The following is a 26,147-nucleotide window of genomic DNA, read 5'->3' as shown; positions in this document are numbered from 1 at the left end:
TAAGATATCTTAAACAAAAATCCTTTATCTTGTAATAGATTAATCCATAATCATCTATGCCAAAAAGGGGATTTTATTTAATTTCAATAAGCATTGTCATCATATTCACTTTAGTTTATTTTCTTCTAAAAAGAGAAAACAAACGTAATACCGATGAATATGTAGCCATTACTCCTATTGCAGTGCACCATAACGGGATGAAATTTATTGACTCCAAAATTTGCATGCAATGTCACCAACAAATTGTAGAGAATCATTATAAAACTGCACATTTCAATTCTTTTCAAATTGCAAATAAAAATACAATCAAAGGAAGCTTTCTAGAAGACAAAAACAGGCTTATCCTTAACGACAAAGAATCTATAAAAATGGTCGAAAAGGATTCTGGTTATTACCAGGAAGCTCGAATCGGAAAACAAGATCGACCTTTTTATAGTGCCAAAATGGATATCGTGATAGGATCAGGAACCAAAGGTCAATCATACCTAATGCGGCATCAGGACCAACTATTTCAACTACAAGCTTCTTATTTTACACCAACCGATAGCTGGATTAATAGTCCAGGCGCTGTAAAAAAACTTGCGCCGGCAAGGCCAGTCATAGAACGTTGCCTAGAATGCCACACTACCTATGCACAAAATGTATCTGGCAATAAAAACGGAAACCGATTTCACAAAACCAATATTGTATATGGAATAGATTGTCAAAGATGTCATGGAGAAGTGTCTGAACATGTAAAATACCACCAATTGCATCCAGAAGAGACCATTGGACAAAACATCATGAAGTATAATTCTTTAAGTAGACAACAACGTCTGGATGCATGTGGATTATGTCATTCCGGATTAAGAAAACAATTCTCAAAAGGCGCTTTTGATTTTAATGCAGGTGATATATTAGACAACCTTTCATCTCCGGATTATGATGAAAATGACCTAGGCAACTTGGACGTACACGGAAATCAATATGGCTTATTAAAAGCCAGTACATGCTTTCAAAAAAGCAATAATCTAGATTGCACTACTTGCCACAACCCGCATAAAAAAGAACGCGGAAACCACGCTAGCTTTAATCAAAAATGTGTTGCATGTCATAGCAAAATGAGCAATCCAATTGCATGCGGTGAAGATCAGTTACAAATTCAAGAAATGGGCAACAACTGCATACAATGCCATATGCCGTTGATTGATAGCAAAACTATGAAAGTACAAGTTTCGAACAAAGATGAAATCTCGGTTAAAGTAAGAACCCACTTAATAGGGTTATACAATGAACAAAATCTCGAATAATACTAATCAAAGAAACTACTTGCCCAATTTTCTGCTTCACTTAATTCATCAAAAAAAGTAAAAGCTTCATTCCATAACGGCTGTTCCTGTAAAGCTCTCTTCATCTCTTCAGGGTTATCTGACACAATAGCAAAACCTATCATATTCTTTAGGATTTTTCCTTTATACACGTTTAGATCTATATCATGCGGAAACTTTCTATGCGTAATAAACACAAAGTTATTCCCATTGTAATATTCTTCAAGCCGCATTGTAATCTCAGACGACGTTTGCATGGTGATTGCCGAACCCTCATGCATAATTAAGATGGCATGGGTTTCTTTGAAAATTAAATCGCAATATGGTAGTTGATTATCTTTGATCATTTCAGGTGTACTTCAACAAATATAATCTTAATTTATTATAAAATTACTTAGTATCTCTTTTGCTCAATTAAAAATTCAGATTGTTTTTATAACAATATAAATTAAACTATATTTCAGCAAAATAATTTGACCATTAACCCAAGTATCAAAAAATCAAATGACTGTATAGTCAAAAGAAATATTACGATTGTAAGCTTTGGGAAAATTATTGACTAATTTTGTGAATATTAAAAGTAAATAAGAATTTTTTTAAATAATAGATTACTATGGCACTAGAAATAACAGACGCTACTTTTGATGAAGTAGTACTTAAAAGTGACAAACCAGTATTAGTTGACTTTTGGGCAGCTTGGTGTGGTCCTTGTAGAATGGTAGGCCCTATCATTGAACAAATAAGTGATGAATACGATGGGAAAGCTGTCGTTGGAAAAGTAGATGTTGATGCAAATCAGGAATTTGCTGCCAAATATGGCGTAAGAAACATTCCAACTGTTTTGGTTTTCCAAAATGGAGAAGTAGTAGGTCGCCAAGTTGGTGTATCTCCTAAAAATGTATATGCCGAAGCATTAGATTCTCTTTTGTAGGAATCTAAAGATAAAACAGCAAAAAGGTTTGACAATTGTCAAACCTTTTTTATTTTCACAAAAATCTGTGACATGGATATCCAAAAAGAAATTAATAAAACCGGAGGATTTACCAATCTAGAGTTGCTGGCAAAGCAGGTAGTCGAAGGTTTTATCTCTGGTATGCATAAAAGTCCTTTTCATGGGTTTTCTGCAGAATTTGCCGAACATAAAGTCTATAATACCGGAGAAAGCACAAAACATATAGACTGGAAACTCTTTGCTAAAACAGACAAACTTTTCACAAAGCGTTATGAAGAAGAAACTAATCTAAGATGCCATATTATTATAGATAGTTCTTCTTCTATGCACTATCCCAAAATAAAAGAGCATCATTTAGGATCTCTCAATAAAATAAGTTTTTCGGTTCTTGCTACGGCTTGTTTGATGAATATACTTAAAAAACAAAGAGACGCTATTGGTCTTAGTATTTATAGTGATAAATATGATTACTATGCTCCTGAGAGAGGTAGTGAAAGACATCACCAAATGCTATTAAATCAACTAAACCAAACGATTGGCAGTACATCAAACCAAAAAAACACAGAAACTTTTAAGTTTTTACACTTAATTGCAGAAAAAATACACCGCAGGTCTCTTATTTTTTTATTTACAGATATGTTTCAGGCATCGACAAGCCCAGAAAAACTATTCGAAGCGCTAAGACACCTAAAGTACAATAAGCATGAGGTAATTCTTTTCCATACATTTGATAGCGAAAAAGAATTGAAATTTGATTTTAGCAATCGCCCTACTCGATTTGTTGATGTAGAAACCGGAGATCATATCAACTTATATGCTGATAACATAAAGGAAAATTATCAAAAAGCCGTCGCTGAATATTTTTATGATTTGAAAATGAAATGTGCTCAGTACGGAATAAAATATGTTGAGGCAGATACAACCAAAGATTTCGACAAAATCTTAACCACATATCTTGTTGAAAGACAGAAATTTGTATAAATAAAGAATATTATATTGAAAAAAAATAAAAAAAACATTTGCGGGTAATAAAATGAGATGTATATTTGCATCCGCAATAAGGCACTGGTCTGGTAGTTCAGTTGGTTAGAATACCTGCCTGTCACGCAGGGGGTCGCGGGTTCGAGTCCCGTCCAGACCGCAAAATTGCAAAAGCTTCAATTACCGTTGAAGCTTTTTTTGGCAATTAAAAATGTTGTGTTGTCTCACGTTTATCGTGAGTGGTTTAGTAGTAAACCAATGAGAAGCTTTTCCATTTATATTTTGGAGAGGCTTTTTTTAATTCTATACATTTCCTACTTTAGAATAAATCCCTCCAATGATTCCAAACTTCTTGAATAAATAGAACCAAAAAAGCCACCGAAACGATAAATTTAATAAAAGTACCAGCCAAGAATCCAATAAAAGAACCAAACGCAGCTTTTAATGCTTTTGAAGTCTCACTACTGTCTCTTATAAATTCTCCTATAAATGCCCCGGCAAATGGGCCTATAATGATCCCAAAAGGCCCTAAAAAAAGTATCCCAACAATTAAGCCCAAAGAACTACCAATCATACCATATTTTGTTCCTCCAAACTTTTTGGTCCCCAAGGCAGGAACAATATAATCCAGCACCCATACCACGATTGAAATTGCTAGTGTTATTCCTAAAAAAGTCCAGTTCTGGGGAACTGCATTTGTAAGATGGAGTATTAACAAACCTATCCATGATGTAAAAGGCCCTGGCAAAACAGGAAGAAAGCTCCCGATAATACCCAGAACACAAAATAGAAGACCAATTATTGTTAATGCTATATCCATATTTTTTGTTTATATGACGAAAATGTTGCTCATTTGTTACGCAAATATTAATTATCCAATTGTTTGTCATCTTACTGTTTACAACCGTTTAATTGCATTTCAAAATAATTATCTTCGGGAAGCAAATGCTAATATACCTAAATAACTGATTTAAAACTACCCCGAAATTATGCAACCATTATCACTCACTATGATTGCGTTAATAACTTGTTTTTTGTCTTTTTCGCAAAGCAACTTTACTACGCAAAAATGTAAAGATGTGACTAACGAGCGCTTAAGAAAAAATTGTATAATTCAAGAAATTCAGAACTATGTAGATGCAAATTATGATATCACTGCAATTTCTTCAGACGCCAAGTTAGGAGCGAATCGTGTTTATACAAGGTTTAGAATTGACCCTACGGGTAAAATCGTTGATATTCAAACCAAGGCTATTGCATTTCCGCTAGAAATTGAAGCTATTAGGGTCTTAGAATCTTTTCCCAGATTAATCCCTTTGTCGCCAAAAGAAGATCCTGGCGGACAGGAAGATATTTTCACCTTACCCATTATATTTAATGTAAAAAAAATAGAAATTGAATTAAATGCAAGTGAAAAATTAACTGGTGGAAACCAATAGCTTTACACTACGCAATCCAGCCTAAATATTTCTTTATCAATTAACTATTAAGTGATTATTGTTTTCCCAAATGTTACCAGTTCAACCAAATCTATATTTTTTAACTAAAAAATTAGTTTAAACTAAATATTTAGTTATATTTGCTTCATACAACTAAATATTTAGTTTAATAATTTATAGTTTATATGAAGCAACTTACCAAAGCTGAAGAAGAAGTAATGCAACTATTGTGGCAACTGCAAGAAGCAAACGTAGCCTCTATTATCGCAGAAATGCCCACGCCTAAACCTGCATATAATACGATTTCTACAATTATTAGAATTCTAGAAAACAAGGAGTTCGTATCTCATCGCAAAGAAGGTAAGGGTTACATCTACTTTCCAATCATACAGAAAGAAGATTACAGTAGCCAATCTTTGAATAAGCTAATGAACAATTACTTTAATGGATCTTTTAGAAATATGGTGTCTTTTTTTGTTAAAAAAAATGATATGGATATCAAAGATCTTGAACAGATTCTAAAAGAACTAGATAAAGAAAAATAGTCCCATGCTACATTATATTCTACAGATCTTGATTTTTCAGGTACTATTTTTGGCTCTATATGATGCATTTCATAAAAAAGATACTTTTTTTAACTGGAACAGATTATACCTACTTATTACTCCTATTCTTTCTTTGGCATTGCCCTTTATAAAAATAGAACTTTTTAAAAATGAAACATCACAAGTAGTAGTAACACAATTGGAAAGGGTAATTACAATATCTTCTGAAAGCTTAACGGTTCTAGGAACAACGGGTACCGAAGAAAGTCCTACAAACTGGTGGCTTATACTCTACTACATTGGCTTAGGGGTAAGTTTGCTTCTACTTATACTTAAATTATACAAACTCAAAGTCTTGACCAGCTTTTCTTTTATCTCCAATATAAATGACAAAAAGGTAGTAACATTACCTAATAGTAACCAAGCCTTTTCATTTTGGAACACCATATATCTGGGTGATCAATTACTAGAAGAAGAAAAAAAGCACATTTTAATTCATGAAATTGTTCATGTCCAACAAAAACACTCCCTTGACCAAATATGGTTTGAAACCTTTAAAATACTTTTTTGGTGGAATCCAATGATGTATATCTATCAATCAAGAATTACCATATTGCACGAATATATTGCAGATGAAGCAGTTACTACAACTATAAACAAAAGAAATTATATAGAACAATTACTAAACTCTGCCTTTCAGACTCAAGAGATCACATTTGCCAATCAATTTTTCAATCAATCATTAATCAAAAAACGAATAGTAATGTTACAAAAGTCCAAATCTAAATCAATTGCTAAGTTTAAATACCTGCTATTGATTCCTGCTATTGCAGGTATCCTCACCTACACTTCATGTCGTCAAGAAACCAATCAATCGACCAATACTAATATTGAAAACCAAGAGAATACTAAAACTTCAGATATCATTCCCAAATATTCAAGTAGAGAACCCGAATGCTCTAATAAAAACTCTGTATATGACATGAACCTGGATAATTACCTAAAAGTGCGTTCAGGTAAAAATGCAGAGGTAATTGTTGACGTGGTTTCAACAGAAACTTCAAAAAAAGTACGAACTGTGTACTTATTAAGAAACATGACCTTTTATATTAGAAATATCCCCGAGGGGAAATATCAACTTCATATAACCTATGGTGATGATTATGCCGAAAAAACTGTGAATGGGGAGTGCCAAGTATACTTCAAAAATCAAAAAGCCACCGAGGTAAGCAATGAAATTCTTGATTTTAATGTATTGGTAACCGATAAAGGGCGCAATGTTCCTTCTTACAATATAAAAGTAGATCTAGTAGATTCTGAATCTTCAAATGAAGATGATATAGTTGCAAAAAAGGGTGAAAAAGACCATACTCATAACAGTCCTATTGGAGATCGAAGTGCAGAACCTGAATGCCCTAATCAAAAGGCTAAATATGATAACAAGCTTGATAATTATTTAAGACTGACTTCTGGAAAAAATGCAGAAATCATTGTTGAAATTGTTATGCTAGAAAGTTCGCAAAGCGTACGAACTATTCATATAAAAAGAGATCAAGTCTATTTTGTAAGAAACATTCCTGAAGGGAAATACAAATTAAACCTAGCCTATGGTGATACGTATAGCGAAAAAATGATCAATGGTGAGTGTAAAGCATATTTTAAAGATGAAAAAGCTACTGAAATTAATGAAAATGTATTAGACTTTACCACAATAACATCAGATAAAGGGCTAAGTGTCCCTTCATACAACATGAAACTTGAATTAGAAGATAGTCAAACAAACTCTTAAACCAAAAAGGAAGAAAAAAAAATATACATTATGGCACAGCATATACTATACATTGTCATTTTTCAATTATTGTTTTTGATTTCGTATGACTTATTTCATAAGAAGGATACTTTTTTCTCCCTAAACAGAGTTTATCTTTTGTTAACCTCAATACTATCCTTAATACTACCCTTCATTAAAGTAGAAAGTATCAGAGAAAATATCCCAGAAGAATATGTTGTTAATTTACCTGCTGTTATTATTGGGCAACGACCTGATCCTGTTACCAATATAGAAGCTGTACATTCAACAACTGCAAATTTAGCTGTGGCAGATATAAATTGGTGGTTATTGCTCTATTTGGCTGGTGTAATTATTACACTTTTATACTTTATTCAAAAAAGCATTAAGCTTTATGCCTTAAAAAGAAGATCAATACGCAGTAAAATTGATGGATACAATTTAATTACCGTACCAAATAGTAAAGATGCCTTTTCCTTTTGGAATACCATTTATTTGGGGGATAAAATTGACTCTTCAGAAAAAGAGCAAATACTTATTCATGAAATCGTTCATCTTAAAGAAAAGCATTCTCTCGATCTATTGTGGTTTGAAATTCTTAAAATAATCTTTTGGTTCAATCCCTTGGTATACATCTATCAATCAAGAATAAACACACTTCATGAATTTATAGCAGATGCGAAGAGTGTTAATACACTTGGAAGACGAAAGTACTATGAGCAATTATTAAACACAGTATTCGATACCGAAAAAATCGAGTTCATTAATCAATTTTTCAATCAATCATTACTCAAAAAACGAATACAAATGTTGCAAAAATCAAAATCAAAAGAAATTGTAAAGTTCAAGTATCTGGCGATATTACCTATTTTGGTCTTAATGGTTGTTTTTTCATCCTTTTCGGAAAAGGAAAAAAGTTTTAGTCCTATTAGCGCTGATAACACCTTTGAATTAATCGATACTACAGATAATGCATTAAAAAAGAAGTTTGAAAAGGAGCTTTTAGAAATGATCGAAAACAAGGCCTCTTTTAAAGACATCAAAGAATCTTTTTCTCTTAAAAGAGATGGCAATAAAATTTCAAAAGAAAATTATCTCAGAGCTCAAGTATTTACTGAATATGTTATAAAAGCCGAATCAAAGAAAAAAGAGGAAAAAGGAGAACTACTTCCTGGAGATGCCATTTTAAATCAAAAGTTACTTGAAAAAATAGGGGTTTCTTATGATGAGTCTATTAGCTCCAAACAAAATACTGAAAAAGAAAATATTGCAAAGGAAGAATCAAACCTTGAATCCAAAATAGCAATTGCCGAAACTATTGAACAGACCATAGAAAAGCCGAAACAACTTGTAATAGACTCGACTAAAAAAGAAATTACATTTGATAAAGTTGATAAAGCTCCTACATCTAAGGCTTGTATGACACTTACTGATTCTAAAGAAATGAAAAAATGCATTTCTCAAGAAATCAAAAACTTTGTAAATGCAAACTTTAATATAGGCGATATGCGCAAATACGCACAACCTGAAGTGAATCGCATATATGTAAAATTCAAAATTGATCCAACAGGTTCGGTTACAGAGGTTCAGGCTCGAGCATCTGCTAAAGAATTAGAACAAGAAGCTATAAGAGTTGTGTCGGCAATACCGCAAATGATTCCTGGTGAAGTAAATGGTGAAAAAGTGACTGTCTTATACACATTACCCATTGTATTTTATATTCCTGTTGATCAAAACAGTACAGAAACTGAAAATCAAACTGAAAAAAAACAATCAAATTCTGAAATAGCGGTTCTTACAGAAACAATTCCTGATGAATTTGATCACGATATAGAATCAGGATATTATTTGGTTACCAATATTTTCAAAAGTAAATCGCGATTCGAAAAAACTATCAATAATTTTAAAAAAGTTGGATTACCTGCACAGGGGTTCCAAAATCCAGTAGATAATTATTATTACTTACATCTAGGAAAATACAACGAGTTAAGCCTAGCAAAAGAGTTGTTATTCAACAATATTAATGGGAGATATCATGGCGACATTTATATATTAAAGATAAATGGTGAATAAAAATATAAAAGGAAATAATTGGGTGGTTCGACTACTTTTATTATTAGCGTTTGGGGTAGTTGTCAAAGCCGAAGCACAGTCTTCGGCTTTGACCGTTGCAGATAGTTTATACACTTTAGGGGATTATTCTACTGCCATAAAAAACTATGAGAAAATTTCACCAAAAGATCAATATACGATTTTACAAATAGCCAGAGCACATAAGGCCAAAGGAACATACAACAAAGCTCTTAATTACTATGAGAAAGCGATAACAGAATACCCTGCTTTGGCTTCAACAAAACTTGAGTATGCAAAGCTATTAACGATCACTCGCAAACTCATAAAGGCAGATAGTGTATATTCCACTCTCGTATCAGAACAACCTAAAAATCCAAATTTTCAATACCGATTAGGATTGACCAAAAAGAGAATAAAAGACTCTACAGCTATAACTTATTTTAAACAAGCTTTTGCATTAGACAGTACTCATCAAAAAAGCTGCTTTGAGATTGCAACTTATTATCTTAAAAAAAGAAATTATGATCTGGTTTGGGAATTTGCAAACCTGGGATTGCACTCTTATCCAGAAAATGCAGAGCTTATAGGTATATTGGGTCAAAACTTTTTACTCAAAGAAGATTACTACAGTGCTCTTCCTTATTTTGAAAAACTATTGGCTTTAAATCATGAAAATGAATTTATACATTCAAAATTAGGTCTGTGCTATACTAAAACCAATGAATTTAAAAAAGGGGCAAAGCATCTCGAAGAAGCTTTGAAGTATGACGATAAAATACCTTCTCGTTATTCTATGTTGGCTTATGCATATCAAAGAATGGAGAAGTATGAAAAAGCTTTAGAAAACTATAAAAAAGCACTAGCTCTAAAAGACCTTTCCCTAGAAGAAGAACTTATGTCTATGGCGATGGTATATCGTTTTCAAGAAAAATGGGAAAAAGCAATACAATACGTCAAGTTGGCCATTAAAGAAAATCCAGATTCCGATATAGCACATTATCAACTTGCTATGTTTACTGATGCCTATGCAAAAGACCCTAAAATTAAACTGAAGTATTACCGGGACTATTTAAAGAAATTTGGGAAAAATAAAAATATAGCCTACTTCAAAAAAATCATAGAAAAACGAATCATTCAACTTGAAAAAGAAGTTAACACCTATAGTGAAAAAGCTGTAGATTAGATCATAAATATTATATGTGCCAAAATAAAAAAGGGTCATTTTAATTCATGACCCTTTTTCTATAAAATCGATTGACTTTTATTGTTTAATCAACTTTTTTGAGGAAATTTCTGAATTGGTTTTATTTAATTCATAAACTTTCAGGATATAATATCCTGAAGGAAGATCTCTAACATCAACGGAGATTTGTTTCTCTTTTAAAGTAACCTCTTTTTGTAGTACTCCTACCGAATTAAATATCTTTACCAGGCATCCTTTAGACGCTCCGGATATATGAACAACATCACGAATAGGATTTGGAAAAGCTTTAATATTTATATTATCATTAACTGAGGAACTTCTTTGTAATGCACTTGTTGTAGTATAGGTAACCACTAGCTTCGGTGCTGAATTTGCTGAATTTTCTTTTGACATAAATGCAAAATCATTACCTGAAGTCATGTTCATTACAAGAGACAATTTATCCCCAGAAATTGAAGCTACGTTAAGATCAACTGTTTTACTATCCCCCAACCCATAAGTTGAAGATAGATTACCCAATAAGACTCCTGTTGTTGGTTTATTGCTATTAGAAATATTATTTTCTGTCCAATTATTAGAATCGCCTTTATGCACGGTAAGATTACCATTACCCGGATCAGAATCTACCTTAAACTTTAATTGCGTCTTTGTAATCGAACCATTGATCGCAGAAAGATCAAACATTAAGTAAGCCGTTCTTTTATTTTGTTCAACACGAATAATGTTTGCATTAAATCCTGTAGGTCCTTGCAAATAGGCGTCATGGATTGGTGACAATGTCACTGTCTGTTCAACTGGAGTTATTTTTGTCGCAACAATCCTATCAATATTGTATAAGTAACCTGCTGTGCCCGTGTACATAAATCTAAGTGTTTTTTGACCTGCAGAAAGGGATATATTGACAGCGTATTTCTTGTAATCATGCCACTGTCCCGTAACGGGTAACGCAATTGAACCTAATATTTGTGAGCCCTCAACAATATCTACTGTACCTCCAACTCCTTTACTAGAGGCATAAAATTCAAACACATATTCCCCATTTGAGGCTATACTCATATCATATTCTGTATAATCTCCATTTTTAATATAGCCTAGGTTTTGATTTGAAGTGCCTGGAGTATTTTCGATACGAACACTTCCTGATTTAGAAGAGAAGTTTTCGGCCTCAAAAGCTCCGGGAATATTAATTGTACCTGAAGGGGGTGAGGTATCTTCTTTTATTTCTATATTCACCGCGTCTGAAGTTGTCACAGCTCCATCATTATCAGTTGCTTTTGCGGTAATCGAGTAATTTCCAGCATTGGCAAATGTTGTTGTTGTATCATAAGGTGCCACATTTTCTGCAGCGATCAAACTACCATTTGCAAAAAACTCAACCTTAGCAATATTTCCATCAGAGTCTGAAGCATTAGCAGTTAATCTTATAGTCGTATCGGGCACATAACTACTTCCGTTTGTAGGAGAAGTAATTGATACTTGAGGAACATTATTATCTCCGCTACAGTCAACCAACACCTCAGCAGGACCTGTTCCAGAAGGTTTTGTGTAAGCTTTAGACAATACGAACTTATCCATTTCGAAGCCATCCTCTCTCATCGAAAATGAAATTGTATGTATCCCAGTCGTTGGCACATCTATAAATATTTTTTGTGCTTCTCCACAGTGGTTTGCGTTGGTACGTTGCTTGCTTTCCCAGGTCCATTGGTTTTTACCAGCACACCATTGCATTCTTTGTCCAGATGCTGGCCATGTTCCATTGATACCAACATGAACTCCATTATCTTCAGATCCAGTTGAATGTGCCCTTACCCAAACAAAATATTTCCCTGGGTTATTAAATTTCACTTTATAATTAATAATTGCAAGGACACCAGGTGCATTAGAAAAACTTTCACCGTTTACCAATGGATCCGAATGGGTAACTCTAGTATCTGGTAATATTTCGAGATATCCTCCTTCACTGGCACCATTTGAATGATCTGGGTCTGGATCTGGTGTAGGCGTAGGTCCTCCACCATTTAACACATACCATTTCCTTTTATCGGTCTTGGTTTGGCTATCAAAATGCTCGGCTTCAACAGCTACAACACCATTTTGCTCTAGAGCTACGCAATCGCCACCACCGTCACCGCCTCCGGTTCCGTCTTTTTTCTTAATAAGGGCTACCCAATCGTTATTATTGGGAGCCACCAAATTATTGCCTAATGTCGTTTTTGCAGTAAGGTTTCCTCCAGAACGGGGGTTATACCATTGTACATCATAATTATTATTTCCCGAAGGCAGACTAAGGCCAGTAGACCCACCATTAGGCCGGTATACTGCATATATTTCACCAGCATTTGCCAATACATAATCATTAGCATCTGCCGTGACGCCATCTGAAGAAACCATCTTGGTTAAATCATTTAACAAATACGAATTGAAAAAAATTAATGCATTTGAAGCATCGGTATATTTTGAGTCTCTGGTTCTATGATTTTGCGCATTCAAATCCGTTCCGTTGGTTTGATATCCATAGTAATATTCTACCCCTGTGCCTCCGGCCATTAATGACCCCCAAAGTACTCTATGCCTAACAAGTTTATTATCTTTTGGGTCGGCGTCTACACCAATATTTGCGCTTCCTTGCTCATCATTGGCCACTACCCATTTTTTGCCAGCATTGCGAGATTTTTCCAACCACCGCTTTACATCATTATGAACCTTGCTTTTATCGGTTTGTATAGAAGCCCCGGTTAGCTCAGAACTATTCCCAAGCAAGGGATTATAACGTTGATCTTGTTGATTAGGGTATGTATGAATCACAATATGGTGATCATAAGGATCTAATTGTTTGATATAACTGGCTGTATTTTTAACAACATTATCAGGTATCGTAGTTTCTTCAGAAAGGTTCCAGTTTAACGCCAGGTGATGCCCAAAACGAGCTATTAACTCACGATAGTAAAGTTTTCTCTGTCTCCCAAAACCATTGCCATCCATGATATTATCATTTTCGGTTTCAAGGGTTTTAAAATGTAAGAACATCCCTTTTTTATCACCATACTCGAACACTTTTTCCCATTGTGCCATTTTAGAAACATCGAATCTGTCTTTGTGTACGCCTTGATTCCATTGCTGCCCGTCATTATATCCATTATATGTATTTATCCCTACTTTTAATAGATGCGGAAATACATTTTCATCATCACCATGTAAGCTAAGTGTAAGAAAAGAAAAAGCGTTAAGGCCTTTGTTAGAAAGGTATCGTATCATTCCTAATATTTCGGTCCCTTTTCCTCCGTTCCAGGTATATGCACTAGCATCTGAAGCTAAATAATCCTGCTGATGCGGCCCCCAGGATTTGCGTCTATTTCCTCTGTTGGGAGTAGCATCAAAATCTTCATATGCCAATGTGTTTTCTGGGGCATCTGGGCCTGCCTTCACAAACCAATTTCCATTTGGGCTTGTAGGGTTAGTCCCGGTATATCTAAGATAGTGTTCGCCAACATACCTCAACATTCCTTTATCTTTTGCGCGATGATCTCTTCCTGTTTTGTCAGATTCTGCAACAGAAAAGGAACCCGTGCTTCCATCCATGAACCCAGCACTGGATCCTCCTCCATTAATCGCAACATTTGATCCTTGTTTAAAAGATGCTGTCCAATTCCAATTTCCAGTTTGATCTGGTGCAAAATGAACTCTCCACTTATTACCAGATGTACAACTATTATTAGCTGCATTCCCACAGGCGGAATAATATCCTGGAACTTTGTAGCTTCGATTACTTTCTTGATGCGTAAAAGTCACTTCAAGATTATAGTCTGAAAAGGGGTTGGGGTTTGCTGTTTCTGAGGTATTTGGCCCATTAAATGTTAATGTAACCTTATGCCACCTCTTTAATTCTCCTTCTGGGGTTTGGGCTTGAGCCAAAAACCCCAGTATGAAGAAAACAATTAAGCAATTGAGTTTCATAAGTTTCATAATTAAATTAATTCTAGTTAAACGTTTGATTTATGTGTTAATAATTTTCGATTAACTAGGGGTAGAAAGGGAGGTACCGCCACCTCCTGTTTTTATGATCTATTCGGTTAATAATTATTTAATCTTTAGTATCTGCTTTACTACAGTCTGTTTCCCTCGACGTATTTTAACAAAGTATAGTCCAGACTCTATTCCATTTGTGGGTATTTTTAATTGTTTCATTATGTTAAATACCTTTTTAGAAAATACCAACCTTCCATTTAAATCAACAATCGTAATTGTAGCACCTTTAAACGTTGTACTACTAGATAAGGTTAAGCTATTTGTAAAAGGATTAGGAAACGTTTGTACCTGGTCTCCAAAATCATTAGAAACTCTTAAAGTATTTTCACAATTAGGTGCTGTAGTATTGTTACTAAAATAAATAGTAAAACCACTATTTTTAGAAACTAAAGCAAAGTTTTCTCCATCTGGTGCTGCATAATATACACCATCCAGATTGGGAAATCCAGTTCCAGAGAGTGTTATACTTGGTTCTGCAGAATTAAAAGTTTGGTTTGTAATATTGTTTAAAAGATTATTCCACCAACTAGGAGAACCATTATTAGTATTCATTGAAAATTGCCAAAGTCCATTATTTTGCAAATTCCAATTGATCGTAAAGTTAGTTACATTACTCAAATCAGGACCACCACTACCTAAAACGTAGATTTGTGTGTATGAAACGTTTGCAATGGTAGGTAACGGATTTGCCAATGGAGCACCAAAATCACAACTTCCACCTGTACCAGGATCAGAAGTAATTGTTATGGTTACTGTAGCCGTGTCTGAATTACCTGCGGCATCTGCAGCTGTTAGTGTTACTGTAAAAGTTCCCGTAGTGGTATACTCATGAGAAGTGGTCACTCCAGTACCTGTACTACCATCTCCAAAATCCCAGGAATAAGTTAATACACTCCCATCAGAACTGGTAGATCCCGATGCATCAAATGAAATGGTTTTTGGCGCTACCCCTCCTGTGTCGCTAGAAGAAATAGTAGCAGAGATCACTACCGGGCTATTAGGGTTAGCCGTAATAGTTTTCACTTCGGTATCATTTAAGGTTCCGTCACTAACCGTAAGAGTTACTTGATACACTCCGGCCTGTTCGAACAAATGAGAAATATTTGCTCCAGAAGCTGTGGTTCCATCTCCAAAATTCCAGGAATAGCTCAAATTATCCCCATCAGGATCTGAAGAGCCAGAAGCATCAAACTGAACGGTAAGCGGAGCATTTCCCGAAGTTACATCTGATGTAAATTGTGCAACGGGTGGTCTATTGTCTGTACCCCCTACAACATTGGGGATTAATGGTGCAAAATAAGGTTTGAGTACATCTAGTTTCCATTGATTAATAGAAACCCAGTCGTCTTGCAAAATCCCTCCTGTATCGCCAGAATTAGGGTTCATACTCCAAAAAGTCCAAGAGTAAATATCTCCCATAAAGCCAGTAAACTCAGTAAACCAGGTAAATGCTATACCCCCAAACGCATCTTGATTTTTTATTCCAAACTCTCCTAAAAATATTGGAGAAATTCCTTCTTCATAGAGATAGTGATAATTATCGCTCCAAATCTGTGGCATATTTTGTGGAAAATCTGGTGCGTCAAACCAATCCTGAGGAGCCACTTCGGGACCGTACTCATGGGCAGAATACATCAGTTTACTAGGATCTGATAATTGGATTGGGTACTTTTTTGCCCCCATCAGCTGTCCTCCCCACCAATATGAATTTCCTTCAAATTCTCCTACACCTTCAACAATAATCAAAACATTTGGGTTTACTTCTAAAATTGCGTTTCCGCATCGTTCTGCAGCTTTATTCCAATCGGTTGCAGGATTGCTGTTCCCCCAAGAAGAGCCATGAGGTTCGTTATTAAGATCCATTCCCACTACAGCGGAATAGTTCTTATATCTTTCAGCCATAAATAACCAATCGTTGATCCATCTTTCTTCAGAATACTCGGGAGTATACCAAACTTCTTCATTCAAAAATCCATCAGCAGCTCTTGAGTGATTATCTAGTACAATTTTGATATCGTTTTCCTGACACCATTGTACAAAAATATCCATCAACTCAATGGGTTTTGTTACTTTTGATTCTTCCTCATTCATAGGAGATATCCCAGTATACGCATCAGATCCATAAGACGGGACATTGATAGTAACACTCGGATTTAGCATCTCATTACACCAAGGAACTCTAATGGTATTAAATCCCAGATCTTTGATCTGCTGTAATACACTTTTCATATCTCGGGTCCATATCCCATGAGGAAAATAATTTTGCGTTTCAAACCCAAACCAGTTTACACCGGTTAGTCTAACCTCTTTCCCTGTATGATCAAACAGTTTGTTGCCCGACACAGAGAGGTAATTTTGTTGTTGTGCGTTAGTTAATCCGAAGATACACAGCATCAATAACAAAATAATTTGCTTTATATTTTTAATTGTATGTTTCATTCTATATAGCTTTTAATTTAAAAAGGGAAGAATATTGGAGTTCCACCCTTTTATTTTAAAATGATATTAGTTTATCACTATTTTTCTTCTAGATCTTTCTTTATAAATATGATCTACTACTTCAAGAACATAAATCCCCGATGGAAGCCCATCTATTGATATACGCGCTTGAATTTGCTGTCTGTTTCTAATATCCTTACTTCGAACTATGTTACCAGAAAGGTCTATCACTCTAATGCTGGCAATAGCCAGATCTTTGGTAGTACTTTTCCCGTTGAAGTTTCTAATGCTTTTAATAGCTACATTAACATATCCCGAAGTAGCCGGGTTAGGAGTTATAGCGACATCTACTTGTTTCGTAATTGCTGTGGCAGGAGCAGCAGGTTGATCTCCAAAAAAGAAACCATATTCTGCATTAGCCAAAGCAACTTCAATTTGTGCCCAACTTCTGTGATAACGTTGTGTAAATTCTTGCCCAGTATCATAGGCAGTTTTTAACCTATCAAACTCTGGATCATTTTTCAAATCAGATCTGATATCGAGGAACGATACTCCTGGCTGAATAACATCTCCATTTGCCATAGTACCTGTAAATCCTTGCGGAACATAAACTTCTTCTTCAAAAATCCTTTTGAAATCTCCACGATCCTCGGGAGAAGACACTCCTTTATCATCTCTATAAGTGGTCCACATTCTGTCGAGTACCTCCTTTGCAAGATCCCTGGCATCTGTATCCAAAGTAGCATACTTTTGTGTTGCAGCTGCATAATAAATTAAGGCCTTTGCCATCGATGCCGCTACACCAAGGTCTTTACCATAATCGGTTACCGTTACACTAAGATTACTATTGGTTCCTGGGTTATTTGGGTTCCAGGTATCAGGTTCTCCTGTCCATTCTAAAGTTGCCGGAATTTCAAAATCACCAGCACCAATAAGTCTTACTTCACTTTTTACCCAATCGGCCCATTTGTCCATTAGGTTTTTGGCCATTGGATCATTGGTTATATAATAGTACTCTGCTACTCTTTCCATAGACCAGGCTTGCCACCCAAACCATGTACCACTTCCTGGATCATGATATACCGGATCTTTATCAAATGCCATATCATAGAAGGTAGATTTCCCAGCCGGATAAGGACTATAATCGCCATTCCAGCTATTGGTAGCTCCTCCAGCTATGGCTCCCTCTCTGGATTGCAACCAGGTATAGAACTCCATTTGTCTTTTCAGACTTTCTTGCCAGTCTCTTTCACCATTTTGAGATTTTGGTTTTAACTCATTTACTTGAGTTAAAGCATAGGCAGCTACTGGGTTTTGATATCCAAAGTGGCAATGACTAGACCCAATTCTAAACGCCCACTGCGAAGTAGGATCTGCAGAACCACCCCAAGACATATACCACGACATTAAGTAGTGAGCACTGTCGTATCCCGATCCCGCTCCGCTGGTAGCACTTTGCACTCCCAAGGGCTTAAAATATTTATCAAACATTGCCAATCTAAGGTAATCTCCCATTTTTGTAGCTTTATCCAAATCAAGACTGCTTAAACTAATGCCCTGTTCTTTGGCATATACTTGCGCCCAATACATTGCTTGTACTGCTCTTGCATCGGCATCTGGAGCACTGGTATATCTCCATTGTTTTGCATAATTTTGATCTTCGATGAACAATGGTAAGAAACCACTTGTTCCTCCCCAATCAAAGCTTTCCCAAGATGGATGAGGTATGGTTTCATACACCGATTCTTGTTCTCCTCTTTGAAAGGTATTGATATAAGAAGGTGTGCTTACTCCATCACCTCGGTTACCATATCCATAGAAGTTATCGTTATCTAATAACCAATGCATCTGATAGATGTCTGGACCATACGTCGCTGTGAGATCTGGTGAAACGGGATCCGACCCTACCGGAGCATTAAACTCTAACGGTGCAGGATAATCGCTTGGTAATGGAAACTCGCTTGCATATGCCGCCGGAGATGCTGGATTATAAGCTGCATTTGTGGGCTGATCTGCAGTTGTAGGGATGATAAACTGTTCAATTTTATCCCACACATTACTTAGAGGAGCCCAATCTCCGGTTACTCTTCCATTCATAGCTTCTAGCCACAACCAATATGAGTATAACTCACTTGTAGATTCATGCCCATGATCAGGAGCCTCTACTATCAATGTTTCGATAGAGTGATGAGGAGAACCATCTGCACTGAAATAACCATTGGCAGGGTCATAGAACTTATTTCTCATTTCTATGAAACGGTCTATGTATTCATTATCTCCAGTAGGTGGATTAATAATAATATCTCCATCGGTTACTGTAATAGTAATTACTGCAGTATCTTCTCCTCCATTACCATCGGAAACCACCAAATTGACTTCATAGGTTCCTTGGGTAGCAAACGTATTTTCTATAGTTACTCCACTTCCAGAATTTCCGTCTCCAAAATCCCAATTATAAGTAAGAGCATCGGCATCGGCATCTGTAGATCCAGATGCATCAAATGCTACCAAAAGAGGCGCTTCTCCCGAAATAGGTGTTGCCGTAATATCTGCAACTGGAGCAGTATTAGGATTTCCTGTATCTCCACAGGTTGGCGCAATTGCTGAAGTACTAAAATATAAAGTAAATCCCCCTGTTTTCGATACCATTACAAAATTACCTTGATCTTGAGTAACCCAATATGAACCGTCTAATCCTGTAATACCCGTTCCTGAGAATGTGGCATCAGGATTAGCAGTATTAAAGTTATAGGTAAGATTACTTCTTAAATCTACATACCAATCAGGCTGACCATTGTTTGTATTTATAGCAAATACGTATAATCCATTATTAACCAGATCCCAATTGATATTAAACTTGGTGATATTATCAAGGTTTGGGCCACCATTTCCTAAAACATAAATATTCTCGAATTCTGAATTAACAGATGGTAAGGCATTGGCCAATGGAGTACCAAATGTACAGTCACCTGCCGTTGAAACAGGATTTCTTACGACTTCTATACTATTCGAAAGGTCAAAATCACCGGCCAAACCAGCAAGTAACCCGTCGGTAGCAAGGCCTGTAATTGTTCCATTATAACTTAAGTGATAAATGAAACAGCTTCCTGCACCAGCACCATCAAAATCGACGGCTTCAGGAGTAGTAGGTAAGCCTAATATTTTTCCTTGATCGTCTGTAACAACCCATTGGCTAGTTTCTCCAATATTTCCAGTAAGCGTGACCCCTGATACGTTATCGGCAACACCATCGCCAACTGTAAATTCAAACGGTCCACCTGCTATGGTTCCTCCATTTACAGAAGGAGGAGTAACGCTACCACAATCAGGTGCTGTAGCCGTGGTACTGAAGTAAATTGTAAATCCTCCTGTTTTTGATACCATAACAAAATTACCCTGATCTTGAGTAACCCAGTATGACCCGTCTAACCCAGTAATACCAGTTCCTGAAAATGTAGCATCTGGATTAGCCGTATTAAAGTTATACGTAAGACTACTTCTTAAATCCACATACCAATCAGGCTGACCATTGTTTGTATTTATAGCAAATACATATAATCCATTATTAGCTAAATCCCAATTGATATTAAAGTTAGTAACGTTATCCAGATTTGGCCCACCATTTCCTAAAACATAAATATTGGTAAACTCTGAGTTAATGGTAGGTAAAGCATCGGCTATTGGTGTTCCAAAGGCGCAACTCACGCTACCCTCTGTAGCAGTAATCGTCTTTGTTTCTGCCGTACTACCCACCGAGTTGGTAACCGTAAGTGTAACCGTATAGGTTCCAAGCGCTGTAAAAGAAGTTGTAGCCGTGGCTCCAGTACCCGTTAATCCGTTTCCGAAATCCCAAGAGTACGATAGTGTCCCTCCGGTTGGATCTGTAGAAGCTGAAGCATCAAAAGAAACATCGAAAGGAATAACCCCTGAATCAACGCTAGCTGTAAAACTTGCCACTGGGCTTCCATCAGTAACATTGATCGTTTCTGTCTTGCTATCTTCCTTACTACCATCACTTACCGTTAATTTAGCGATGTATTCACCAACTGTTGCATACTCGTGATCTATGGTTACTCCTGTTCCTGAAGTACCATCACCAAAATCCCAAGTATACGTTAACGTATCTCCATTTTCGTCTGAAGAAGTTGAAGCGTCAAAACTTACTGTAACCGGTGCAATTCCTGAAGTTGGAGTAGCCGTAAAGTTTGCTACTGGTGCTATGTTTCCATCTAAAACTGTAATGGTAGTACTTGCCTCGGAAGAAACATTGGTCCCATCACTTACAGTAAGTGTTACCAAGTAAGAACCAACAGTATTATAGGTTATAGTTGGATTTATAAGCGTTGATGTAGTCCCATTTCCAAAGTCCCAACTATAGGTCAATGCATCTCCATTTGGATCTGAAGACGCCGAAGCGTCAAACTGCACTTTTAAAGGAACTAGCCCTGAATCTGGAGTTGCGGTGAATGAAGCTGTTGGGGTGTTACCACCATCGGGTTCATTACCAAATACTAAAACGCCATTGTCATAAACGGGAATATTAGTACTTTCAATTTCCGAACCTCCAATTCCTTGAGCTGACCAGTCATTAGTAGTATCATAAGGAACTCCATTAGAAACTCTAAAATTAAGTTGTGTTTCTCTTCTAAATTGTGGGTCGCCGATAGGAGCAATTTGCTCTCCTGCCAAAGAAACCTCTGCATAATAAATATTTCTGCTTGCATCCCAGGTTCCTATAGTAATTGCGCTAGAACCTTGAACTGCGTTTAATGTTGGTTGATAATCTGCAATTGTTAAGCCTTGTGCAACACCTTCAGAAATATCAAAGAAATATCTATACGAAAGTTTATCGGTAACCCTAGCAGGCCATGCTGTTCTATTTTGTACTCGAATTTGAACAGTACTTCCTGAAGCATTATTACTATTGAATTTTGACATGGTTCTTACCTCTGCGCGAGTTGGAATTCCAGCAGAAGCTGGCGGAAAGCTAGCTAAAGGTGTCCCACCAAAATTACTATACATCCATGCTAAAACACCTGTAATTCCTGCATTGTAATCGCAAGCCACCTCATTAGCTATAAATTCGCATCTGTCATCAGCAAAACCATCATTTGCCGGACTTTTGGGCCCTCCAACTACAGCACCATACAAGATATGGCTTGAGGTATCAGGTACTCCAGAACAATTGTTGGTCCATCCTCCATGCGCACCCCTATGATGCGGTTTATTTGCAGGATTGTTACCAAAACCTATCATAAAACTTCTGTTAATAGGATTGTTTCCTAAAGTATAATCAGCCATAAATTTCGCATAATTTCTATAGGCTGTTTGTTGAGCGGCACTTGAAGATACTTTGTCACTATAGACCAGAGCCAAAAATGCTTCATTATTTGCATATCTAAGGGTTCCCCACTGTCTAATATGTGGAAGTCCCCCTGGAGTGGTTGGCACAACTTCACCATTTACTCCTACACCGGTCCACCAGTTCAGGTTTCGTTCGGCATCTTGCTTATACTTATCTTTATTGGTAAGAATTGAAAGCAGAACATAAGCTCCATACGCTTTATCATCCCAAGAAAAAGCTTCTTTGTATTTAGCCGTAGTACTTTGACCTTCCCTTTGCATATTGTCGTACTCAGCTTCTGCCTTGACAAGATATTTATTATCATTTGTAGCTCTGTACAACCACGCGGCACCCCATACTATTTCATCTTCATAATTACTGAATGAACGATAAAAACCTGCAGCATCTGTAATAGAATTAGAATACGCTTCTCTTACTTGATCGGCATACTCGTATAATTCTTCGGCACTTTGTAACAAGCGAGCACTATATACAGGGTCATCATCTTGAAATAAAATACTTACTGCGGCCAGTGCAGCTGCAGTTTCTCCTGCAAGGTCTGATCCACCGTTAGCTCCAGAAATTTTAAATGCTTCTCTTGGCTGTGGATTAACCTCTGCTGGGCCCCACCATGCATGATCAATTCCACCAGCTGCAACTTGCCCCCAAAGTTCCTGAGGTCCTGTATGGCATTTCAGGAAATAATCGGTTACAAATCGTAGATTTCTTTTTAAGATATCATATTGACCTGATTGTATGTAAGCGTCTTTAAATTCAATTCCTCCCCATGCTAAAGTTGTTACTGAGTATGCCATTGGAAAGTTGAATTTTACATGGTCCCCAGCATCATACCAACCTCCTGTAAGGTCTAATCCGACATCAGAGCCATCGTTTAAAGCAGAATCTCCTCTCCAGGGTACTCTATTCCAATCCGGTAATGGTCCAGATTGTTGAGCTTCATAAAAGAAAATAGACTTTTGGAGTGCCTCTCCATAATTAAATTGAGCACTAATTGTAGTGCACACGAGGAACATTATTAGTAATGCCCCCGATTTTATATAATTCTTCATAATCATTCTGATTTGTTTCATTTACTACTATTTAACCATTAGTTTGTGTTTGTTAAGATTTGGTGAGCTTGAATATTTGTGGTGCAATACTCAATTGATTAATGGTCTTTTTTCATAAATACTTCATTTTTAGGGTTGTCATTTTTTTCAACTATCATTTTAAGTTCACTACTAGTGTATAACCATTAGTTTTATGCTGTTAGCATTTTTCGAATCAAATATCTTGTGGTTTCATATTTGATGTTTTAATGGTCTTTCTTCATACGTATTTGGGTTTTTTGGGTTATTTTATTTTTAACTATTTATACAAGTAGTTGCTTACTACTTAACCATTAGTTTTTGTTGTCAACAATTTTTGAAATCAAATATCTTGTGGAGTAACATTTGATTCGTTAATGGTTTTCTTCATAAATACTTATTTTAAAGGTTATTCTTTGATTAATTGTAGTTTTGATTTTTTATTGATTGAGACGATATATATTCCTGCTTCAAAATCTGAAGTGTAGATAATTTCTTTATCTGATTTTGCGACTGTGGTCTTTACTACTACTCCCAAAAGATTATAGATAATAATTTCTTCTCCAGGTTCATGTCCTATAATAGTCACATAATCTTTGGCAGGGTTAGGATACAATCCTATGATGCTTTCGCTTTGATTAAATAATCGATTATTTCCTGCAGGAGCGATTTTCCATTTTTGGTTTTCATTAGAACTATTGTATTCCCATATTTGAACATTGGCATTGATTGCTCCGGCTGCTCTATCCAATCCCGCATTAAGGCAATGCATTGGTTTTAATCCATAAATCCCATTTCCGTTCGAGACTACCTTCCATTTTTTGTGAGTATCATTGGCATTGGTCCAGGTGGCTACATTCTTTCCATTTCCACATTGTGCGTTGGGTACTTCAAGGTATCTATTGGTACCTTTATTTTTGATTGTATATACATTATCTCCTAAATGGTTAAATATCCATCTCTGGTCATCATAGTTGCCAACATCGTGCATTCTAGCACCATGACTCTCTAATGCTCTAGCTAATAACCTTTGGGTGTTTTGTGAAGACATAATGAAATAAGTGCCATTGGCAATGAGCTGTGGATTGGCAGAAACAACTGTTACGTTATTGAACCGATCTGTATCCAAGGCTTGTTGCCAGTTGGTTCCGATAGGTCGAATATGAGACTTATATGAATAACCGCTTCCTAAAGAGGGAGGTGAAGGCAATGTAACTTTTACCGCTTTGGCTCCTGTACCTTTTGATACTCGCTCTACTTTACTGGCTATCCAGGTGTTATTTTTCCAAAAGCTTACCACAATTTCGCGATCAGTAGAGGCGGAATACTCCATATTAAAAGTGTAAGAACTTTGGGGGTTGATAGTAGCAGGAGCATTTTTGAAGGACACCTTATCTTCTAAGGAAACAACTTCTTCTATAGTTACATTATTAATTTGATCCCTGTCCAATGCTTGTTGCCATGAAGTACCAATAGGTCTAATGTGTACTTTATATACATAACCAGAACCTGGTGCAGGTGGCGAAGGCAATGTGACCGTTATCGATTTTGTTCCTCTTCCTTTAGAAACAGTTTCTTTTTGCTGGGTTATCCAATTGGTCGAGGACCAAAATTCTACTACTATTTCCCGATCTGTAGATGCTTCATAGTCAATATCAAATGTATAACTAGTCTTAGGGTTAATAGTAGTTGGAGCATTTTTAAAGCTCACTTCATCTACTGTTCCGATCCCAATATCGTCTACCAGTTTATAGGTTCTCACCCAGTCATAATACGTTGTTCTGTTATCTACCGAATCATTCATCCCATCTTGTCCGGCCTTTGGCGGGTTCCAATCATACGTTTCGGTAACCAAGCGCAAATACATTGGAAGGTTAAAATTGGCAGGTGGTTTTATCTTGTAAACAAATTTTCCATCCAGATAAAACAGGACCTCATCCTTATTTTTCCACCAGGCTCCATAGGTATGGTACCCTTTCCAAGAAGGTTCTCCTAACGAAGCTTTACCTCCTTCTTGCCCTACTGGAGTGTTGTTACAGGTCGTTCCTCTACTATGCGTATTAGAATTCATGCTATTAATTGTAGTATTTACCCAATTGGCACCATTGGAATTTACCCCAACCGTTTCGGTAATATCCAACTCTGTTACTCGCACATCACAATCCGATCCTTCATTTCTTTTATTGATAAGCCAAAATGTTGAAGACATAAATGTCTTATTAGCCTTCATCCTACATTCATAGTACCCATACGTTTGGTTTTTCAAGGATCTTACTAAAGCCCCTGCATGGGTATATACATTGCCATTTACTGTTTCTGGGGAAGATAATTTGTAGGCAGTAAATTGAAGTTTGCCGTCTTTTACCTTAACAGCATTTTGCTTAAAAATGCCGGGAGGGCGTCCTATCCAAGTAGAAACATTAACCGCCCATTTTGAGGTGTTTAATGAATTTCCGTTGAATTCATCAGATAAAGCCTCGACCTTTTCCCATTTTTTTCCGTTGGGTGGTGTTGGTTGAGCATAAAGTTGCACGAGAACAATGCAAAAAACCAGCATTGATAGAATTTGTTTAAGACCATTCATGATGTGTTTAGGTTTATCGGTTAGTTTATAAAGAATCAGGCAGCCATTCGACGGTTCGAATAGTTTTAATTTTCATCAAAATCTTGGGCGTACAATGCTTTTGGTACTACCCTTACTATTTAATGATATTTCTTTCTTGCTAGAATCTGAAGAATTGTAAATAAGCAGATCAGATGACTAGACAATTCATAGGTTTTGAATTGTGTTATTTTGGGAAAGGAAGAAAACCTTAGTAGTATTGTGTTCATGATTGAGATTGAGTTTGTGCGATTAAATTTTGGTTGTTTATCAATAAAATATTATTTTAACATTCCATTTATTTTTTGTTAATTTTTTTAACATTACTTATAGGTTATAGTTATTTTAAGTTGTTGTA

14 protein-coding genes and 1 tRNA gene are annotated in these 26,147 nt (G+C 36.2%); 9 read left to right on the top strand and 6 right to left on the bottom strand.

All coding sequences use genetic code 11. From position 1 onward, the window contains the following. Window positions 1-56: 56 nt before the first annotated feature. On the top strand, window positions 57-1,289 hold the full coding sequence (locus U6A24_RS06990) for a multiheme c-type cytochrome (RefSeq protein WP_324179228.1): 1,233 nt from the start codon (window positions 57-59) through the stop codon (window positions 1,287-1,289). A gap of 2 nt (window positions 1,290-1,291) precedes the next feature. Here U6A24_RS06990 and U6A24_RS06985 read toward each other — a convergent pair whose 3' ends face one another. Further along, window positions 1,292-1,654 (bottom strand): hypothetical protein, encoded by a 363-nt coding sequence (locus tag U6A24_RS06985; RefSeq protein WP_324179227.1) that lies wholly within the window; start codon window positions 1,652-1,654, stop codon window positions 1,292-1,294. Between the two features lie 266 nt (window positions 1,655-1,920). Between U6A24_RS06985 and trxA the strand changes: the two genes are divergently transcribed. The 3 genes from trxA (at window position 1,921) to U6A24_RS06970 (ending at window position 3,400) form a co-directional block, all read left to right on the top strand. After that, window positions 1,921-2,238, top strand: a complete 318-nt coding sequence (gene trxA / locus U6A24_RS06980; RefSeq protein WP_103865399.1) for a thioredoxin — start codon at window positions 1,921-1,923, stop codon at window positions 2,236-2,238. A gap of 72 nt (window positions 2,239-2,310) precedes the next feature. After that, window positions 2,311-3,240 carry a DUF58 domain-containing protein gene (locus tag U6A24_RS06975; protein ID WP_324179226.1) on the top strand — a complete coding sequence of 310 codons (930 nt, stop codon included), beginning with the start codon at window positions 2,311-2,313 and terminating at the stop codon, window positions 3,238-3,240. Between the two features lie 86 nt (window positions 3,241-3,326). Continuing rightward, window positions 3,327-3,400, top strand: a tRNA-Asp gene (locus tag U6A24_RS06970). 159 nt (window positions 3,401-3,559) lie between these two features. On the opposite strand, the gene U6A24_RS06965 is transcribed toward U6A24_RS06970, so the two are convergent. Then, the gene (locus U6A24_RS06965; protein ID WP_324179225.1) at window positions 3,560-4,060 is read right to left on the bottom strand and encodes a DUF456 domain-containing protein; all 501 of its coding nucleotides are present in this window, start codon (window positions 4,058-4,060) and stop codon (window positions 3,560-3,562) included. Between the two features lie 169 nt (window positions 4,061-4,229). On the opposite strand from U6A24_RS06965, the gene U6A24_RS06960 reads away from it, so the two are divergent. From U6A24_RS06960 to U6A24_RS06940, 5 genes are all read left to right on the top strand, one after another. Continuing rightward, the gene (locus U6A24_RS06960; RefSeq protein WP_324179224.1) at window positions 4,230-4,679 is read left to right on the top strand and encodes a hypothetical protein; all 450 of its coding nucleotides are present in this window, start codon (window positions 4,230-4,232) and stop codon (window positions 4,677-4,679) included. Window positions 4,680-4,864: 185 nt separating this feature from the next. Beyond that, window positions 4,865-5,224 carry a BlaI/MecI/CopY family transcriptional regulator gene (locus tag U6A24_RS06955; protein ID WP_324179223.1) on the top strand — a complete coding sequence of 120 codons (360 nt, stop codon included), beginning with the start codon at window positions 4,865-4,867 and terminating at the stop codon, window positions 5,222-5,224. Between the two features lie 4 nt (window positions 5,225-5,228). Continuing rightward, window positions 5,229-7,013 carry a M56 family metallopeptidase gene (locus tag U6A24_RS06950; RefSeq protein WP_324179222.1) on the top strand — a complete coding sequence of 595 codons (1,785 nt, stop codon included), beginning with the start codon at window positions 5,229-5,231 and terminating at the stop codon, window positions 7,011-7,013. Between the two features lie 30 nt (window positions 7,014-7,043). Continuing rightward, window positions 7,044-9,086 carry a M56 family metallopeptidase gene (locus U6A24_RS06945; RefSeq protein ID WP_324179221.1) on the top strand — a complete coding sequence of 681 codons (2,043 nt, stop codon included), beginning with the start codon at window positions 7,044-7,046 and terminating at the stop codon, window positions 9,084-9,086. Beyond that, complete coding sequence (locus tag U6A24_RS06940) at window positions 9,076-10,269, top strand: tetratricopeptide repeat protein (protein ID WP_324179220.1); 1,194 nt, start codon at window positions 9,076-9,078, stop codon at window positions 10,267-10,269. The genes U6A24_RS06945 and U6A24_RS06940 overlap by 11 nt, the downstream gene beginning before the upstream one ends. 78 nt (window positions 10,270-10,347) lie before the next feature. Here the strand turns inward: U6A24_RS06940 and U6A24_RS06935 are convergent, their stop codons facing one another. From U6A24_RS06935 to U6A24_RS06920, 4 genes are all read right to left on the bottom strand, one after another. Then, window positions 10,348-14,244 carry a carbohydrate-binding protein gene (locus tag U6A24_RS06935; protein ID WP_324179219.1) on the bottom strand — a complete coding sequence of 1,299 codons (3,897 nt, stop codon included), beginning with the start codon at window positions 14,242-14,244 and terminating at the stop codon, window positions 10,348-10,350. Window positions 14,245-14,367: 123 nt separating this feature from the next. Beyond that, on the bottom strand, window positions 14,368-16,755 hold the full coding sequence (locus U6A24_RS06930) for a cellulase family glycosylhydrolase (protein WP_324179218.1): 2,388 nt from the start codon (window positions 16,753-16,755) through the stop codon (window positions 14,368-14,370). Window positions 16,756-16,821: 66 nt separating this feature from the next. Further along, window positions 16,822-23,169 (bottom strand): glycoside hydrolase family 48 protein, encoded by a 6,348-nt coding sequence (locus U6A24_RS06925; RefSeq protein WP_324179217.1) that lies wholly within the window; start codon window positions 23,167-23,169, stop codon window positions 16,822-16,824. Window positions 23,170-23,596: 427 nt separating this feature from the next. Next, a complete protein-coding gene (locus U6A24_RS06920; protein ID WP_324179216.1) occupies window positions 23,597-25,771 on the bottom strand; it encodes an RICIN domain-containing protein in 2,175 nt (724 codons plus the stop codon). Between the last annotated feature and the right edge of the window lie 376 nt (window positions 25,772-26,147).

Origin of the sequence: Aquimarina gracilis (genome assembly GCF_035285365.1) — a bacterium.
In the GTDB taxonomy this organism is placed as follows: Bacteria; Bacteroidota; Bacteroidia; order Flavobacteriales; family Flavobacteriaceae; genus Aquimarina; species Aquimarina gracilis.
Note: the sequence above shows the minus strand (reverse complement) of the source record. Positions and strands in the feature narration are given on the sequence as shown.